A 17,648-nucleotide genomic window follows, 5' to 3' on the forward strand; every position below is an offset into this window, starting at 1 on the left:
ATAGGATAGCCCTTCTGCAACATATTTCTTAGTTCGTATTCTGGAGGATGCAGTGGCAATCGCAGCTGAGGGAGACGCCAGGCCAATGGTCAATCGACCGGCCAGCGTCGTCGATAGCGTCTATGACAACATCTACCACCGGTTGATGGCGCTCGATATTGCCCCTGGTTCGCGCATCCCCATTGATGTTCTCGCTCGCGAGATCGGAGTATCCCAGACGCCGGTACGCGAGGCTTTAAGCCGCCTCGAGCGCGAAGGCCTAGTTCGCAAGGAACACTTGATCGGCTATAGCGCGGCCCCTCAGTGGACACGCAAGCAATTTGAGGATCTATACGTGTTCCGGCTCCTGCTTGAGCCTGAGGCAGCCCGTTTGGCTGCCAAGAACATGACGCCAGAGGCACTGCAGCAACTACAGCGTGCCGCCGCTGATATGGGAAACGGTGAGACGCCCCTCGATCGGAACACCCGATATTCGCGCTTTGCACGCGCCGATGCCAATTTTCACGACGACATTATGCGGATCTCAGGAAACGAGATCATTCGTTCAACGCTGTTCAACCAACATGTGCATCTGCACATCTTCCGCTTAATGTTTCACACGCGGGTAACCCAGGAAGCGCTGGAAGAACATGAGGCGCTGCTTGCAGCCTTCCGTGCTCACGACCCGGATGCCGCCCATCAGGCGATGTACGTCCATATTGAACGGTCGCGTGACCGCCTGCTTTCGGCTTTCGAATGAGCGCGCTGGCCGACATCCACCACCCTGCCCCATCGAACTCGGTAGCGTTGCGTGCCGAGGGGCTCGGCAAGGCGTATGGGCCCATTACCGTCCTGTCTGACGTTTCAATCGATATTGCTGCGGGTGAAGTCCACGCGATTATCGGCGAGAACGGAGCCGGAAAATCAACCTTGATGAAGCTCTTGTCGGGGCATGTGCTTCCAACCACTGGTCACATGTTCGTGGAAGGCCAACGCGTAGAGTTTGCTGATGCCGTGGAGGCTGAAAGCGCGGGCATCGTTCTGGTCCATCAGGAGATTCTTCTCGCGCCCGACCTCACGGTTGCGCAAAATCTGTACCTCGGCCGCGAAATCACGCGCGGCTGGATGGTCCACGACCAGACCATGAACCATCGCACCGCACAAATTCTTGCCCGCGTCGGTTCAGTCGCCCGCCCTGGTGACCGCGTCGGCGATCTTCCCCTCGCCCAACGCCAACTCGTGCAGATTGCCCGCGCTCTGCTCAACGAACATAAGGTCGTCATCCTCGACGAGCCCACGGCAGTGCTGGCAAATGACGAAGTTGACGCGCTACTCGACATTGTTCGCAGTCTGCGCGGCCACGGCGTCGCTGTGCTTTATATTTCGCATCGCCTCGAAGAGGTCGAAGCTCTCGCCGATCGCATCACCGTTCTACGCGACGGCCGGATGATCGGCACATGGCCAGCCGAAGATCTGTCACAACGCCAGATGGCAGAGCTGATGGTCGGCCGTGAGTTGGACATGCTCTATCCGCACAAGCGTGAACCGGCGACGAAAGCTCCCTTGCTTGAAGTGATCGATCTGGCCGTCGAACACGGCACATGGACTGGTTCGTTTGCGGTTCGCCCGGGTGAGGTTCTCGGCATCGGCGGAATGATCGGATCTGGCCGGACAGAGCTGATTGAGGGGTTGATGGGACTTCGCCCGTCGACAGCCACAAAGGTGGCGGTTGATGGAAAGGAAATGGCGGAACGCTCTGTACGTTCGATGATGGAAGCCGGCCTCGTCTATCTGACAGAGGACCGCAAGGGCAAAGGCCTGCTCCTCGACGAAGAGCTGGCGCCCAATCTCACGCTACAAGCACTCGACAGCGTCAATCCGGGCACCGTGCTGAACCGTCGGACGGAGACCAGCGCACTGCGGCATGCAGTCTCCGAGTACGACATACGCGTTCGTTCGCTCAGCCTTACCGCTGGCCAGTTGTCCGGCGGCAATCAACAAAAGCTCCTGCTTGCCAAGGTGATGATGACCGACCCGTCGGTCGTGATTATCGACGAGCCGACGCGCGGCATCGACATTGGCAACAAAAGCCAGATTTATGACTTCATCGACAAGATGGTGCGGGAGGGGAAGGCCTGCATCGTCATCTCGTCGGAAATGCAGGAGCTTGTCGGTCTCGCAGATCGAGTGCTCGTCATGCGCAATGGGAGGATCGTCGCGGAACTGACCGGCGACGAGATCAATGAAAAGACCGTCATCTATGCCGCCACATCCGGCAAGAGAGGGACGGCGGGGGAGGAAACACATGACAACAGCGACCGCACAAGTCGCGACCGCTGACGAAGGAAGCCGCATACGCTGGGCGGATTTCGCACCATTCATTGCGCTGGCGGTGATCGTTCTCCTCGGTGCGCTGATCAACTCGAACTTCACTTCCGGCGCAAACCTGATCAACGTTATCACGCGGTCGGCTTTCATCGCGATCATTGCTGTCGGGGCGACTTTCGTCATCTCTTCCGGCGGGCTGGACCTTTCTGTCGGTTCCATGATGGCCTTCGTGACCGGCATCATGATCATGACCATGAATGGACTGGCACCAGCCTATGGCAGCTGGGCCATCGTCATGGGCGCAGGCGTTGCGCTCTGCGTTGGCGCTCTATGTGGCCTTTTCAACGGACTGATTATCACAGTCGGGCGAATAGAGCCCTTCATCGTGACGCTCGGCACGATGGGGATCTTTCGCGCCTTCATCACCTTCATGACGGATGGCGGATCTCTACCAATCGACCGAAGCCTGCGCGAAGCCTATCGCCCGGTCTATTTCGGCAACTTCCTCGGGATCCCCTACCCGGTGCTGATCACGCTCATGGTCGTCCTGCTGGGCGCATTCATTCTTTACCGGACGAAATACGGCAGACGCCTCGTATCGTCAGGATCGAACTCCGAGGTGGCCCGCTTTTCGGGTGTCAATGTCGGTGGTGTTCGAACAATCGCTTACGTGATCCAGGGCCTCTGCGTTGCCGTGGCCGCAATCTGCTACGTGCCGCGCCTTGGCGCTGCAACACCCACAACCGGTCAGTTGTGGGAACTTCAGGTCATCACAGCCGTGGTGATCGGCGGCACCCTGCTTAGAGGAGGCAAGGGCCGCATATGGGGCTCCGTGGCGGGGGCCCTCATACTCGAGGTCATCGCGAACGTCATGGTCCTGTCGGACATGGTCTCCGAGTACCTCGTAGCTGCGGTGCAAGGCGCCATCATAATCATCGCAATGCTTGCGCACCGTTTCACCAAAAACCGCTGAACTACAGGCGGGAACACATCCATGGAGGAGAGTAACATGAAGTCGATCACCAAGAAGGCCCGACTTTTCGCATCGGCGCTTGCCCTGGGCGTCGCGCTACCTGCGGGCGCTGCCCTGGCGCAGGACCGCGATGTCACCATCGTCGTGTCGATCCCGGCAGCAACCCACGGCTGGACCGGCGGCGTCGTCTATCACGCCGAACAGGCAGAAAAGGAAATCGAGGCTGCATTTCCAAATATCGATGTAGTCGTATCCACCGCATCATCTGCTACCGCGCAGGTTTCCGCACTGGAAGACCTGTCGGCAACGCGTGAACTAGACGCCCTCGTCATCCTTCCGTTCACCTCCGAAGAGCTGACCGGCCCGGTTGAACAGGTGAAGGCGAAAGGCACCTTCATCTCGGTCGTGGACCGCGGCCTGACCGATCCGTCGATCCAGGATCTCTACGTTGCCGGCGACAACATTGCCGTTGGTGCCAACACCGCCCGCTGGCTTGCCGACAAGCTCGGCAATGAAGGCGAGATCGTTGTTCTTCGCGGCATCCCGACGGTGATCGACGACGAGCGCATTAAAGGCTTCTCGGACGTGATGGCTGAGACAAACATCAAGATCCTCGACATCCAGTACGCCAACTGGAACCAGGACGAAGCCTTCACCCTGATGCAGGACTACCTTGCCAAGTATCCAAAGATCGATGCGGTCTGGGCCAACGACGACGACATGTTGCTGGGCGTGATCGAGGCTGTCGACCAGGCTGGCCGAAAGGACATCAAGTACGCGCTTGGTGGCAACGGCATGAAGCAGGTCATTGAAATGGTGAAGGAAGAGAACGAGCGCACCCCGATCTCTACCCCATACCCACCGTCAATGATCAAATCCGCGATCTACATGACCGCTGGGCAGTTTGCCGGACAGGCGCCGATGCGTGGATCGTTCCTGCTCGATGCTCCGCTGATCACCCCGCAGAACGCGGACCAGTTCTACTTCCCCGATTCGCCATTTTAATCCAGCGCATGACGCCCGCTTCTGGCGGGCGTCACCCAGGCAATCATTTTGAGGAGACCGTCATGAGCGGCAAGAAGATCCTGATGCTCACCGGTGAGTTCACTGAGGAATATGAAATTTTTGTCTTCCAGCAGGGCATGGAGGCTGTCGGCCATACAGTCCATGTCGTCTGTCCGGACAAGAACGCCGGCGACCGGATCAAGACGTCGCTGCACGACTTTGAAGGCGACCAGACCTACACCGAAAAGCTCGGTCACTATGCCGACATCAATAAGACCTTCTCGGAAATCCGCGTGGAAGAATACGATGCGGTGTATTGTGCCGGTGGTCGTGGTCCTGAATACATACGTACCGACAAGCGGATCCAGGACATCGTGCGCTATTTCCACGAATCCGGAAAGCCGATCTTCACCATTTGCCACGGCGTCCAGATCCTGATGGCGGTTCCAGGCGTGCTGAAGGGCCGCAAGGTTGCCGGCCTCGGCGCGTGCGAGCCGGAAGTCACCGCGGTGGGCGGCATCTACATCGACGTCAAGCCCACCGAGGCTTATGTCGACGGCAACATGGTGTCCGCCAAGGGTTGGACGGGCCTTGCCGCATTCATGCGCGAGTGCCTCAACGTGCTCGGCACAAAGATCACTCACAGCTAAGTCGTCATGCCGGGAGGCACTGCTTCCCGGCGCATTCTTTGCCAGCCCAAGAAATAACGGCAGCTTTTTCTCTGCTCAGTGCGGTCGATACGGCCCGCGTGCCCTACGTTTGCTCAAGCGGAGGGCGACGACACAGGAGCAGGTTATGACCGCGCACAAAGTTGGATATTTCGTCGGGAGTCTCGCGTCTCAGTCGATCAACCGCAAGCTCGCGAAAGCCCTGACGCTACTCGCGCCCTCGCAACTGGAAATGTCGGAGATCCCGTTCAAGAATTTGCCGCTGTACAGCTATGATTATGACGACGATTTCCCGCCTGTAGCACGCGAGTTCAAGCAGGCAATTGATGCTGTCGACGCGCTGCTGTTTGTAACCCCGGAGTACAATCGCTCAATTCCCGGCGGGCTGAAAAATGCCATCGACTGGGCAAGCCGTCCCTACGGACAGAACTCCTTCACGCGCAAGCCGTCCGCCATCATCGGGACATCACCTGGCGCTATCGGCACGGCGATCGCACAGCAGAATCTGCGCAGCGTGCTGGCCTTCTGCAACTCCCCACAAATGAACGCGATCGAGGCGTACATCCAGTTTACGCCAAACCTGATCACCGACGCCGGCGAAGTGACCAACAAGGGCACCGAAGACTTCCTCAGAGGTTTCATCGGAGAGTTTGCTACGTTTATTACCCGCGTACGTGCGGCTCTTCCGCGCGACGAATGAAATGCCTTTCTCTAGTGGCAAGTATCCCCGCAAGTTTTCCAGCTTTTGGAACCAATGAGTAGTTTTTGCATTGTTTGGTTGGTGACAACAATGAGGAAACGCACATGCTACGTGGCGGGCTGTTATGGCTGATCGGTATTCCGATCCCGGTAATCATTGTCCTCTGGCTTCTCGGATTCCTATCGTAGGGAACTAGCGGCCAACAAGACCCACCCCTCCGCTGAAGGGGTGGGTCTATTTGCACAGCCCGCGCTAGGCCCTTTGACCGGCGCTAGGCCTTCGAATTGATAACGTGCTTCGCCGGCCCCCTTAGTCGCCAAGCGATACGGGACGCAGTAGACTCAAAGGTAGCGGTGGCGCTCAGCGCCTGAGGTGTGACCCGCTTCAAGATTACCGTGCCGAACCCCTGCCCTCGCCCAGCTTCTACAATCCCCTCCAGGAATGGCTCCGCAAACGTTTCAATCCACTCCAGGTGGAATTGATCAAACCCCTCATGATCCGTCGCAATACCCCACTGAACGACGATGCTTCCAGCACCTGATGCGAGCACCCCGTGTTTGGCGGAGTTGGTGGCAAGTTCATGGAACGCCATCGCCAGATGCTGGACCGCATTGGGGGATATCGTGACAACAGGACCGTTAACGAAGATCCGGTCCTCATTGGGAAATGCCCGGAGCTGATCTGCAGCAAGTTTGGCGAGTCCCGCACCGACCCAGTCGCCGAGGACCAGGAGATCGTGAGCGTTTGAGAGCGACATGATGCGCTCTCGCAAGCTCGCCTCATAATCTGCAGGACTTCCACAGCGCCGGGCAGTCTCTCTGATTATCGAAAGGATAACGGCATACTGATTCTTAACGCGATGGTTCACCTCGCGCAGCAGAAGCCTTATCTGACGTTCAGATTCCTTCGCCTGAGAGATGTCCCGCGCGATCTTCGATGCACCAACGATCTCACCGTGGCGATTCCGGATCGGAGATACCGTAAGCGAAACCGGAACCAGTTTGCCGTCCTTTCGGACCCGCACCGTTTCGAAGGTCTCGACCCGCTCACCAGCCTTGATACGACTGATGATGGATACCTCTTCTCCTCTGCGGCTTTCCGGAATCAGCATCAGGATTGACTTGCCGATAGCTTCTTCGGCGCAGTAGCCGAACAGGCGCTCTGCCGCCGCATTCCAGCTGACGATAACGCTGTTCAAATCCTTGCTGATGATAGCATCAAAGGAACAGTCGACTATTGCGGCGAGCCGGGCATCGGAGATGCCATCGCTGTCCGCGCGCTGAATGATGTCGCTGCTCATGGAATACCTTTTGACGGTGCTAAACGGCGTCCTCGGTAAAGTGTTCCAAAGAAAGTTCTGACAGGTGACCCCGACGCGTTAGCGACGGGGTCTGTTGCCTGAGTTGCCTCCCGCCCCAAGGAGGCAGGATGCAGCACTTAAATGGTCGAAGGCCAATCTGGTTGCGTTAACCCTGCGTCATCTTCATCATCTTCTTCATCTCACCCGACCCGCTCGACGCGCCCCATCCCGAAGATGGCCAAACTTTAATTTGAAATCCTGACCTTATTCCCCAATTTGTCAGCCAAGGGATTTCTACTGAGGATTGTTTTCTAAGATGGACCAGATCGTCGAGCGTGCGGCCGGCACACCGGGGAACGACACAGAGTCGATCGAGAAGGTTCTCGAACTCGGTAAAAGTGGACGCAGGACAAATGGCCGCCGTCGCTTTGGCCCTATCGCACTGGTGGCACTGGCTGCTGGCGCGGTGTGGTGGCTATTTGGCGGGAGCGAGCCAGAGCCGTCCGTCTCCTATCGGACTGTAGAGGTTCAGCGAGGCCCCATCACGGTAGAAGTGTCAGCCACTGGTACCCTGCAGCCTCTGACGCAGGTGGAAGTTTCCAGCGAACTGTCGGGTGTTGTGCGATCCGTTGCCGTCGAAGAGAACCAACTTGTGGCGAAAGGCGACGTCCTCGCCGAGCTCGACACCATGCGCATCATTGCTCAGATTGAACGGGCGCAAGGCAATGTCGCTGCTGCAAAGGCGCGCGTGCTTGATGCGCAGGTGACAGAACGCGAGACTGAACAAGCTCTTACACGCGCCCGTCAGCTGAACAATCGGGGCATGGCCACGGAGCAGGCTCTCGACACTGCGATCGCCGCAAGGGATCGCGCAGCAAGCGCCGTTGCCATCGCCGAAGCAAATCTGGCGGTGTCGGAGGCCGACCTGAAGCTTCAGGAAGCTGATCTGGCCAAGAGTACCATCTACGCCCCCATTGACGGCACGGTCCTGAGCCGAGCGGTGAACCCTGGCCAGACCGTAGCATCGTCAATGCAAGCGCCCGTGCTCTTCATTATCGCCGAAAACCTTGAAACGATGGAACTTAAGGCTGCTGTCGATGAAGCGGATATCGGCACCGTCTTGCCGGACCAGAAGGCACGCTTCACCGTCGATGCGTTTCCTGATCGCCGCTTCGATGCGACCATTCGGGACGTCTCCTACGCGTCAACGGTCACAGAGGGGGTCGTGACATATCAGGCCCGTCTGAACGTCAACAATTCGGAGCTGCTGCTTCGACCGGGCATGACGGCCTCGGTGGAAATCGTTACGCGCGAAGACGACGATGTCTTGCTGGTTCCTGCATCTGCTTTCAGGTTCAGCCCCCCACAGACGACACAAAACGGCGGATGGTCGTTGCAGCAATTGTTCATGCCGGCTCGACCCACGATGCGGCAGCGTCCTGCGCGTAGTTCCTCAGCCAGCGAAGGCCGCCCGCTCTACGTCCTGCGGAACGGCCAACCTGAACAGGTGCGGATCGTAACCGGCGCCAGCACCGGCGACAAGGTGGAAATCCTTTCCGGTCTGGAGGAAGGCGACCAGATTATCATCGGAATCGGCGCGGTACCGGCAAACGTTCAACGACCCGGCCGAGGCACTGCCGAGCCCTCTGGCGCCCGGCCAGCGCGCACCGGTGCGAACGAAACTGGTCGCGCACAATGACCGCCGCTTCCAATCCACCGCTCCTGAGCTTCGAAAAAGTCTGGAAGACCTACGGCGCGGGTGAAGCCAGAGTTGACGCGCTCGCCGGTGTCGATCTGACGATCAGACGCGGGGAATTCGTCGCCATCATGGGACCGTCCGGCTCAGGAAAATCGACGTCGATGAACATCATCGGATGTCTCGACACCCCGACGGATGGCACATACCGTTTTCTTGGAGTGGATGCAGGGCGACTGGATCGCACGCGCCGAGCCGTGCTGCGCAATCGGTACATCGGCTTCGTGTTTCAGGGCTACAATTTGCTGCCGCGTACAACGGCGGCGGAAAACGTCGAGTTGCCCCTCATCTATCGCGGCGTGTCCGCGCGTGAGCGACGCGGGCTTGCGATGAAGGCCCTCGCCGATGTCGGCCTCAAGGGCAGAGAAAACCACACCCCTGCCGAGCTATCCGGTGGCCAGCAGCAGCGCGTTGCCATCGCGCGCGCGATTGTCAGCAACCCGACCCTGCTGGTTGCCGATGAGCCAACTGGCAACCTCGACACGGCACGCAGCCACGAGATCATGAACCTGATGACGCGCCTTAATCGCGAGCAGGGCCTGACGATCGTCCTCGTCACGCATGAATCGGATATCGCTGATTATGCCCAGCGCACAATCTCATTCCTCGATGGCAACATCGCGTCGGACAGACTTAACCGGGAGGCTGCGTGATGCTCTGGGAAACTGTCAAACTCGCGCTGCGCTCGGTCCGTCGCAATGCGCTCCGCTCGTTTCTAACGCTTCTTGGTATCGTGATCGGTGTGGCGGCGGTGATCGCGATGATCACGATTGGCTCCGGAACGACGGAAAAGGTCAAGCAAGATATCACCAAGCTAGGCAGCAATCTGCTGACTGTGCAGGCGCTTCGCCCGATGCGTGGCGGCGACACGAACTTCACCCCTCGCCCTCTGTCAGATGAGGATTTACGTGGGCTTGTCGACGGGCTGCAGAATGTCGACGCAGTATCGGCCGCTGCACAGCGAACCGTCCGAATTGTCTATGGAGCGGACAACCTCTCGGCTCAGGTCACCGGCACTGACAACGATTTCTTCATCGCGCGCAATTGGGAAATTGTCAGTGGCCGCGAGTTCACGGAGTCCGAGCTTCGTGGCGGAGCGAATGTCTGCATCATAGGACAGACGATAAGAAGCCAGTTCTTTGGTGAGGGCGATCCGGCAGAAGATTCGATCCGCGTGGGCCGGCTGAGCTGTCGCGTCATTGGCGTTCTGGAATCAAAAGGCACTTCCGGTTTCGGTCAGGATCAGGATGCTGTGTTGATGATGCCGCTGACGACTTTTCAGCGTCGTATCGCCGGCAATCGCAACATCAGCCAGATCTACATTGCCGTTAAGGACGGGATCTCGACGAGCGAGACCGTCGCCAATGTAAAGGACATCTTGCGCGATACCCGTCGCCTCAGCCCCGACCAGGAAGATAATTTTGACGTTCGCGACATGACCCAGATCGCCGACGCGATGACGAGCACCACTCAGGTCATGACCGGCATGCTCGGCGCGCTGGCTGGTGTGAGCCTACTCGTCGGCGGAATCGGCATCATGAACATCATGCTGGTGTCGGTCACCGAGCGTACGCGGGAGATCGGGATCCGGCTCGCCATTGGCGCGCACGAGCGGCATATCCTCGTTCAATTTCTCGTTGAAGCAACGGTGCTTTCATTGCTGGGAGGGCTGATCGGGATCGTCATCGGTCTTGGGCTCGCGGCGGCAGCGTCCATGTCGCTGTCGATACCGTTTGTTCCGAGTATGACGGTCATCGCCATCGCCGTTGGCTTCTCCGCGCTGATAGGGATGGTGTTTGGCTTCTTCCCCGCGCTCCGCGGTGCTCGCCTCGATCCGATCGACGCACTACGCCACGAATAGGGTCAGATTGCCGCTGGCGGACCAAAATGCCAGCGGACCATGTCCGGCATATGCAGCGGCGTTTGCTCGGGGATGCCGTCGACATTGCGGATGATGTAGGCGCCGTCGATCTCCGGATCGGCTTCCGAAGCGACGTGCGCAGCTATCGATCCGGCAATTTCATTGGCTGTCTGCTCGAGAAAATACCGCCTGAAGAGCACCATCCCCGATGCTTTGGACAAGGCGTAAAAATCCGGCTCATGCTGCACCTGGGTGAGGTCAATGCCTGTCTCTTCAGACACCTCACGATGCATATTGCGGACCGGATCGACCCGACCACCAACGATGTCGATCGGCTCAAAGCTACCTGCGGCGAAGTATACTTGCCCGGGGTTGGCGGTGCGAACGCTCATCTTGACCGGCACCAGCGCACCGTCGGAACTCACGAGCATGGCGTGCGCGAAAATGTGCGTAACATCGGGTACCGGGCGAATGGTGCGCCAATAGAGAAATGTAGAATACCGCACAATGTGGCAACGAGCGGAGAGAATGCCGTCCTTGCACGTTACACCAGAGAAGAGCGCAACCTCGCCATCGAACAGGTTCGGGTTTGCAGCCCTTTCCTCATGCCAATGCCGCGCAGCCGCCTCTTGATGCGCAACGGCGAATGGATGAGGTTCGGCCACGAGCCGCAGGTCTACTTCCGAAACCGGGATGATGGAATCGGGAGGAACATTCATGTGATGTCGAGTTCCACCACGACCGGGCAGTGATCCGAGGCCTTGGGTCTATCCCAGCCGACGCGAGGGAAATACGATACCTCCTGGCCCGGTGGAAAGGGAGTGCGCACGGGCTGACCGTTACGAATGATCTCAGGGACCGCTGTACCGTTACTGCGTGCCAGTGCGCGCGACAGAAGGATGTAGTCCAGCTGACACAGATGCCGCTCTGCCGGGCCCCTTGTGTGATAAAGCGTCCAGCGATCCAGCAGTGGCCGACGCTCAACTACATTTTCGCAGAAGTCGCCGGCCGTCAGGACGTCGACCGACGAGATCTCCTCCGTCACCGGCGCGAAATCATATCTCTCATGCATGTCACCCGAAATGAGTATCCGTTCGCGGTAATCGTTGAGGTCGCCACAGATCGCCCATCGTTTATCCGGTGCATGCTCGGCGCCAAACCGATCCTCAATGATCCGGCGTACAGCAGCCGCCTCTGCAATCCTGATCGGCATGGTAGATAAGCGGCTGTCCTTTCCGTTGCGTGGCGGACCGCCCATGGACTTGAAATGCACGCTGTAGAGCGTGAAAGGCTTGCCCCCGATTTTCAGGTCGAGCTCCAGGCAGTCGCGCCTGAAGATCCTTTCATGGGGCTTCTCTCCAACCTCGGCGAGTTCGGCTGTGTAAAGGCCGAGATCGTCATAGGACAGATGCGCATGACTTTGCATCCGCACAAACTCGATCGGCTGACCGTGAAGTGTTTCCGCACGTACCATCACAGCGACATCAATGCCCCGGCCATCATTGCCTGGGGTCGTGTACTTGTCGCGATAACCGTGACCGATCATCTTGAACAAATAGCCATACTCGAAGGCACGTAATGCCTCGATGTTGTCGACCTCCTGCAAGCATATGATGTCTGCCCTCGCTGCAGCGATGGCGAGCGCGGTGAGTTGTCGAGCATCGTCGGTATGGGCGATCATTCTCGCCGCTTCAAACTGACGGTACTCCGCCTCGTCCCTTATCTGGTAGAGCGACAGAACACGGTCCTGATTGAGCGCGTTCCGGAAACCGGTGAAATCGAACCTGTTCATCAGGTTCTCGACGTTGAAAGTGGCAAGGCGCAGCGACATGGCTCGCATGTGAGCAACATGCCTCAGAAAACGCAAGTTCGCGGTGCCAGATTGGAGCGTTCATCCCGCATTCATGCGCCGTATTGCAAGATTGGAACATCAGTCATCGGGCTTTGATCTGAGGCAAGTACTCGACAAAGGAGCACGTCATGAAACGCACATTGTCAGCCCTCGCGGTCGTGGCTTCACTTATGGCGGGTGTGGCTTCACAAACCACAACGGCATCCGCCGCCGGGCCTGCAGGGATCGTCACCGCCCTACCCGCAGCTAGTTCAGACAGCAACGTTCAGCAGGTGCAGGACAGGCGGGATCGGCGTTGGGATCGCCACAGCCGCTGGGATCGTGATCGGCGCGGGGATCGCCGGTGGGACCGTCGCGGCCCTCCCCGCTATCACGGCCCGCGCTCAGGGCTCTATCTGGAGTTCGGCACCGCGCCACGCGTCTATCGCGCACCTCCGCGCCGCTCCTATGGGCTTTCCAACGCCCATGTGAACTGGTGCTACAATCGCTATCGGTCCTACGACGCGCGGAGCAACACTTTCCAGCCGTATAACGGCCCGCGGCGGGCCTGCTATTCGCCCTACGGCTAATTGAACATAAAAAGAGGCCGGCGGGATGGACCGCCGGCCTCTTCATTTTCAGCCTAAAACGCTGATTAGTTGCGGGCCTTGTCGACCAGCTTGTTCTTCGCGATCCACGGCATCATGCCACGGAGCTTCTCGCCGACTTCCTCGATCTGGTGAGAGTCGTTCATGCGGCGGATGCCCTTGAAGCGAGCTGCGCCAGACTTCCACTCCTGCATCCATTCCGAGGTGAACTTGCCGGTCTGGATGTCGTGCAGGACGCGCTTCATCTCAGCCTTGGTCTCTGCGGTGATGATGCGCGGACCCGAGACGTACTCGCCCCACTCAGCAGTGTTCGAGATCGAGTAGTTCATGTTGGCGATGCCGCCCTCGTAGATGAGGTCGACGATGAGCTTCACTTCGTGCAAGCATTCGAAGTACGCCATTTCCGGAGCGTAGCCAGCCTCGACCAGCGTCTCGAAACCAGCGCGGATGAGCTCGACCAGACCGCCGCACAGAACGACCTGCTCACCGAACAGATCGGTCTCGCACTCTTCCTTGAAGGTGGTCTCGATGATGCCCGAACGACCACCGCCGACGCCGCATGCGTACGACAGAGCGAGGTCAAGCGCGTTGCCCGAAGCGTCCTGGTGCACAGCGACCAGGCACGGCACGCCGCCGCCCTTCTGGTACTCGCCACGAACGGTGTGACCTGGGCCCTTCGGCGCGATCATGACGACGTCAATCGTCGACTTCGGCTCGATGAGACCGAAATGAACGTTGAGGCCGTGCGCGAAAGCAACTGCAGCGCCGTCGCGGATGTTGCCAGCGATCTCGTCGCGGTAGATGTCAGCCTGCAGCTCGTCCGGAGCAGCCATCATGATCAGGTCAGCCCAGGCAGCGGCCTCGGCGACGGTCATGACCTGAAGGCCATCGGCCTCGACCTTCTGTGCGGTTGCCGAACCAGCGCGCAGTGCAACTGCGAGGTTCTGCGCACCGGACTCTTTCAGGTTCAGCGCGTGGGCGCGGCCCTGCGAGCCGTAGCCGACAATAGCAACCTTCTTGCCCTTGATCAGATTGAGATCGGCATCGCGATCATAATAAACACGCATGTTACGGGTCCTTCCTTCCGTTGATCCTAACCGGCTTTAACCGGCAGCTGACTCGCTCCGTAGAGAGCGAAAAACTGGCGCGTCACCAAAGCGGCGTCGCGCGCGATATCTTGTTTGCTGAGCACCAGCGTCTCACCAAGCAGGGCGCGTATCTGCACATCCCTGCCCGCGAGCCCAAAGAAAGTGCGGAATGCTTCTTCAGCATCGTCGAAGTGAAGAAGTCCGGCTTCACGCGCATCTTCCAGCAATGGCTTCAACCGCTCGCCGATTGCAAAGCGCCCGTTCTCCAGAACGATCGCCCCAAGATTGCTTTTTCCAGAACCCGCGTCAGCAATGGCCACGCGGTTAAGCGCGATCGAGGTTCTGGACGTGATGACGGAAAGCCAGTTCGCCGCGAACTGCTCCAGGCTTTCACGCAACGCGGTGGCATCGAGCTTCTGGCGCTCGTAGTTTCCCGCGCGAACACGCGAGGCTTGCCACTGCACGGTCGCGCGCAAGAGTCCGTCGCGATCTCCGAACCACTTATATAGCGTTTCCTTAGAGCAACTTGCGCGCCGCGCCACAGCGCTCATCGTGAGTGCGGCACCTTCGACGAGGAGCGACAGAACGGCGTCCAGGACCTCTCCCTGACGGGTGGTCACATCCTCTCCGGCCTCTATCCGCTCAACGGTATTCATATGTCGAAAGCACCGTACCGTACGTTACGGTTCGGTTATCGCGTAGATTTCTGCGACACGCAAGAGGCGTGCGAGGAGATTCTCATTGACGGAGGGTCAGATGATTACCTGCGTGCCGATCTCCACCACGCGTCCGGTGGGGATCTGAAAGTAAGCCGTCGCTTCAGACGCGTTTCGCGCCATGACGATGAAGAGCCGATCCTGCCAGATCGGCATTCCTGAGTTCGCGGAAGGCTTCAAGGTTCGGCGGGACAGGAAGAACGACGTGGTCATGATGTCGAACTTCAGGCCTTTCTTGCGCAGTTGCGCGAGTGCCTTGGGCACGTTCGGCTGTTCCATGAAACCGAACTTCAGGATCACCCTGGTGAAGAGATGATTGACCTCTTCAATCTCCGCGCGTTCGCTCTCAGGCACACGTGGACGGTCCTCTGTCACGAGCGACAAGACGATGTTGCTCTTATGAAGAACCTTGTAGTGCTTGAGACTGTGCAGCAGAGCGGTCGGTGCGCTCTCAGGGTCGCCAGTCAAGAACACGGCGGTCCCGTCGACCAGGTGCATTTCCTTCTTCGCAAGGCTACCTGTCAGTATCGTCAGCGGCACTTCGCTCTTTCGCGTCTTTTCGAAGAGGAAGCGGCTGCCGCGCCTCCAGGTCGCCATGAGAATGAGCGCGACAATCGCGATGGCAATCGTAACCCAGCCGCCGTCCTTCACCTTGAAAAGATTTGACGAAAAGAACGCCAACTCAATCAGGAAGAACGGAAGCATGGCGCTAAGCGCCAGCCACAAGGGCTTTGCCCAGACTTTCCAGATGACGAAAAACAGGAGAAGCCCGGTTACCACCATCGCTCCGGAAAGTGCGATGCCGTACGCCGCGGTCAGAGCGCTCGACGAACCGAAGGCGAGCACCAGGATCACGACACCGACCAAAAGGAACGTGTTGATCTGTGGCACGTAAATCTGCCCGGATTGCTCCGCCGACGTGTGCTGAACGTCGAGACGCGGCAGGAGGTTGAGCTGAATTGCCTGTCGGGTCAGTGAAAAGGCGCCAGTAATTGCCGCCTGACCTGCGATCACAGTGGCCAGCATGGCGAGGATCACGAATGGGAGCACGCCCCACTCCGGCATCATCTCGAATAGTGGCTGCTCGGAGTTGTGGTTTTCAAGGACATACGCGCCCTGCCCGAAATAGTTGAGCAGCAGGGCCGGGAATACCAGGATGAACCAAGCCAGCATGATCGGTTTGCGACCGAAATGGCCGAGATCGGCATAAAGCGTCTCCGCCCCGGTGATCGCGAGAAAGATTGCCCCGAACACAACGACCGCTACACCAGAATGCTGAAACAGAAAGTAGATCGCGTAATACGGATTGAGCGCTACCAGCACTGTCGGGTTGAGGATGATGTGGTAAAGCCCCACGCCGGCGAGCACGACAAACCAGAGAGCAGTCAGCGGTCCGAAAACCTTGGCAACCTTTGCGGTGCCTAGTTTTTGCACGAAGAACAGTCCGATAAGGATCGCGACCGCGATGGGTATGATCCAGCGGTTGAACGCTGGCGTAACGACCTCAAGACCTTCGACTGCGGATAAAACCGAGATCGCCGGCGACACAACCGCGTCACCATAGAACAGCGCAGCTCCCACCATTCCAAGAGCGACCACGAGCCCGGAAAAACGGCCTGCGCTATGCCGGGCCAGCGCCATCAGGGATAAAACACCGCCCTCGCCGCGGTTGTCTGCTCGCAAAACGATGAGCATGTACTTAATCGCGACGATCAAAGTCAGGGACCAAACTATGAGCGACAGAATACCCAGTATGTCGGAATCGGTATTCGGCCCGTCTCCGGTCGCGGCGCGTACGGCTTCCCGGAACGCGTAAATCGGGCTTGTTCCGATATCGCCATAAACGACACCCAGCGCACCAAGCGTCAGCGCTCCGGTGCTGGACACAGGATGAGTGTGCTCCTGCTGCTGTGCCGTCTCGGCACTCTCTTGCCAGTCTTCACCCATGCGCGGTTCTCCTGCGCCAAATTGGACGGCGCTAATACACGCTCACCGGATCGAGTGGCAATGTGCTTTTACCACCCAGCCGCTTTCAGGAAACGCTGCACGGTGCCAGCCATCCCGTATTCCAATGCGTCGGCAGTGAGGCCATGGCCGATCGACACCTCAGACAGGTGGGGAAGATACTCGATTAGAGCCGGCAAATTTGCCACGGTGAGATCGTGACCCGCGTTTACCTCGAGACCGACGGCCCGAGCCGCATCTGCCGCTGCGCCAAGTTTCTCGAGCTCTCGCTTTGCCTGTTCTGGATCATCGTACGTGGAACCGTACGGACCTGTGAACAATTCGACCCGGTCGGCGCCCGTAGCCTTGGCCTCCGCCATTCCGGCAGGATCGGGCTCCGCAAACAATGAAACCCGGAAACCGCCCTTCTTCAACCTCTTCACGATCGGGGTCAGGAACGCCTGCTGCTCGACAAAGCTCCAGCCATGGTCTGACGTCGGCTGCGCTGGATCGTCCGGCACCAGCGTGACCTGATCGGGTTGATGCTCCTCCACCAGCTGCAGAAACGCCTCGTCCGGATAGCCTTCGACATTGAATTCAGCATGCGGAAATTCGTCGTCGATGAGGGCACGCAACGGAGCGAGGTCGCTGCGGCGGGTGTGACGCTCATCCGGCCGGGGGTGAACTGTCAGCCCATGCGCGCCTGCCTGCAGCGATATTCTTCCGAAATGAATCACATCCGGCCACGGCAGATCGCGGCGATTGCGCAGGAGGGCAACGGCGTTGAGATTGACGGAAAGCTTGGCAGGCATGGCGCAGAGTCCGATTCTTCTTGTCCTGCCAGATATATCGTCTCCAGGCGGGAACAGACACTGCCTTTCATGTGTTCCA

The 17,648-nt window shown here is 58.7% G+C and carries 17 protein-coding genes; 10 read left to right on the forward strand and 7 right to left on the reverse strand.

Annotation, left to right across the window (positions count from 1 at the left end; translation table 11 throughout):
- Positions 1-85 precede the first annotated feature (85 nt).
- The 6 genes from IOD40_RS02790 (at position 86) to IOD40_RS02815 (ending at position 5,653) form a co-directional block, all read left to right on the forward strand.
- The gene (locus IOD40_RS02790; RefSeq protein WP_198474259.1) at positions 86-739 is read left to right on the forward strand and encodes a GntR family transcriptional regulator; all 654 of its coding nucleotides are present in this window, start codon (positions 86-88) and stop codon (positions 737-739) included.
- A complete protein-coding gene (locus IOD40_RS02795; RefSeq protein WP_198474029.1) occupies positions 736-2,319 on the forward strand; it encodes a sugar ABC transporter ATP-binding protein in 1,584 nt (527 codons plus the stop codon). The genes IOD40_RS02790 and IOD40_RS02795 overlap by 4 nt, the downstream gene beginning before the upstream one ends.
- Entirely contained in the window at positions 2,285-3,280 is a 996-nt protein-coding gene (locus IOD40_RS02800; protein ID WP_198474031.1) for an ABC transporter permease, read from the forward strand. Before IOD40_RS02795 ends, IOD40_RS02800 begins: the two co-directional genes overlap by 35 nt.
- A gap of 36 nt (positions 3,281-3,316) precedes the next feature.
- On the forward strand, positions 3,317-4,285 hold the full coding sequence (locus IOD40_RS02805; RefSeq protein WP_198474033.1) for a substrate-binding domain-containing protein: 969 nt from the start codon (positions 3,317-3,319) through the stop codon (positions 4,283-4,285).
- Between the two features lie 62 nt (positions 4,286-4,347).
- Complete coding sequence (locus IOD40_RS02810) at positions 4,348-4,935, forward strand: DJ-1/PfpI family protein (RefSeq protein ID WP_198474035.1); 588 nt, start codon at positions 4,348-4,350, stop codon at positions 4,933-4,935.
- Positions 4,936-5,080: 145 nt separating this feature from the next.
- Positions 5,081-5,653 (forward strand): NADPH-dependent FMN reductase, encoded by a 573-nt coding sequence (locus tag IOD40_RS02815; RefSeq protein ID WP_198474037.1) that lies wholly within the window; start codon positions 5,081-5,083, stop codon positions 5,651-5,653.
- Positions 5,654-5,924: 271 nt separating this feature from the next.
- Here the strand turns inward: IOD40_RS02815 and IOD40_RS02820 are convergent, their stop codons facing one another.
- A complete protein-coding gene (locus tag IOD40_RS02820) occupies positions 5,925-6,953 on the reverse strand; it encodes a PAS domain S-box protein (RefSeq protein ID WP_198474039.1) in 1,029 nt (342 codons plus the stop codon).
- Positions 6,954-7,269: 316 nt separating this feature from the next.
- On the opposite strand from IOD40_RS02820, the gene IOD40_RS02825 reads away from it, so the two are divergent.
- The 3 genes from IOD40_RS02825 to IOD40_RS02835 are packed head-to-tail and all read left to right on the forward strand — an operon-like array spanning position 7,270 to position 10,570.
- The gene (locus IOD40_RS02825; RefSeq protein WP_198474041.1) at positions 7,270-8,652 is read left to right on the forward strand and encodes an efflux RND transporter periplasmic adaptor subunit; all 1,383 of its coding nucleotides are present in this window, start codon (positions 7,270-7,272) and stop codon (positions 8,650-8,652) included.
- On the forward strand, positions 8,649-9,362 hold the full coding sequence (locus tag IOD40_RS02830) for an ABC transporter ATP-binding protein (protein WP_198474043.1): 714 nt from the start codon (positions 8,649-8,651) through the stop codon (positions 9,360-9,362). Before IOD40_RS02825 ends, IOD40_RS02830 begins: the two co-directional genes overlap by 4 nt.
- Positions 9,362-10,570 (forward strand): ABC transporter permease, encoded by a 1,209-nt coding sequence (locus IOD40_RS02835; protein WP_198474045.1) that lies wholly within the window; start codon positions 9,362-9,364, stop codon positions 10,568-10,570. Before IOD40_RS02830 ends, IOD40_RS02835 begins: the two co-directional genes overlap by 1 nt.
- Positions 10,571-10,572: 2 nt before the next feature.
- On the opposite strand, the gene IOD40_RS02840 is transcribed toward IOD40_RS02835, so the two are convergent.
- Both IOD40_RS02840 and IOD40_RS02845 read right to left on the reverse strand, forming a co-directional pair.
- On the reverse strand, positions 10,573-11,289 hold the full coding sequence (locus tag IOD40_RS02840) for an NUDIX hydrolase (RefSeq protein ID WP_198474047.1): 717 nt from the start codon (positions 11,287-11,289) through the stop codon (positions 10,573-10,575).
- A complete protein-coding gene (locus tag IOD40_RS02845) occupies positions 11,286-12,401 on the reverse strand; it encodes an endonuclease/exonuclease/phosphatase family protein (RefSeq protein ID WP_198474261.1) in 1,116 nt (371 codons plus the stop codon). Before IOD40_RS02845 ends, IOD40_RS02840 begins: the two co-directional genes overlap by 4 nt.
- Before the next feature lie 149 nt (positions 12,402-12,550).
- Here IOD40_RS02845 and IOD40_RS02850 point away from each other — a divergent pair, with 149 nt between their 5' ends.
- Positions 12,551-12,991: a BA14K family protein gene (locus tag IOD40_RS02850; protein ID WP_198474049.1), complete on the forward strand. Its 441-nt coding sequence runs from the start codon at positions 12,551-12,553 to the stop codon at positions 12,989-12,991.
- Positions 12,992-13,056: 65 nt separating this feature from the next.
- Here the strand turns inward: IOD40_RS02850 and ilvC are convergent, their stop codons facing one another.
- The 4 genes from ilvC to IOD40_RS02870 form a co-directional block, all read right to left on the reverse strand.
- A complete protein-coding gene (gene ilvC, locus IOD40_RS02855) occupies positions 13,057-14,076 on the reverse strand; it encodes a ketol-acid reductoisomerase (protein WP_198474051.1) in 1,020 nt (339 codons plus the stop codon).
- 26 nt (positions 14,077-14,102) lie between these two features.
- Complete coding sequence (locus IOD40_RS02860; RefSeq protein WP_198474053.1) at positions 14,103-14,753, reverse strand: TetR/AcrR family transcriptional regulator C-terminal domain-containing protein; 651 nt, start codon at positions 14,751-14,753, stop codon at positions 14,103-14,105.
- A gap of 96 nt (positions 14,754-14,849) precedes the next feature.
- Positions 14,850-16,760, reverse strand: a complete 1,911-nt coding sequence (locus tag IOD40_RS02865) for a potassium transporter Kup (protein WP_198474055.1) — start codon at positions 16,758-16,760, stop codon at positions 14,850-14,852.
- A 68-nt stretch (positions 16,761-16,828) separates the two neighbouring features.
- The gene (locus tag IOD40_RS02870) at positions 16,829-17,569 is read right to left on the reverse strand and encodes a pyridoxine 5'-phosphate synthase (RefSeq protein WP_198474057.1); all 741 of its coding nucleotides are present in this window, start codon (positions 17,567-17,569) and stop codon (positions 16,829-16,831) included.
- Positions 17,570-17,648 lie beyond the last annotated feature (79 nt).

This window comes from Aquamicrobium zhengzhouense (assembly GCF_016124105.1).
In the GTDB taxonomy this organism is placed as follows: domain Bacteria; phylum Pseudomonadota; class Alphaproteobacteria; order Rhizobiales; family Rhizobiaceae; genus Aerobium; species Aerobium zhengzhouense.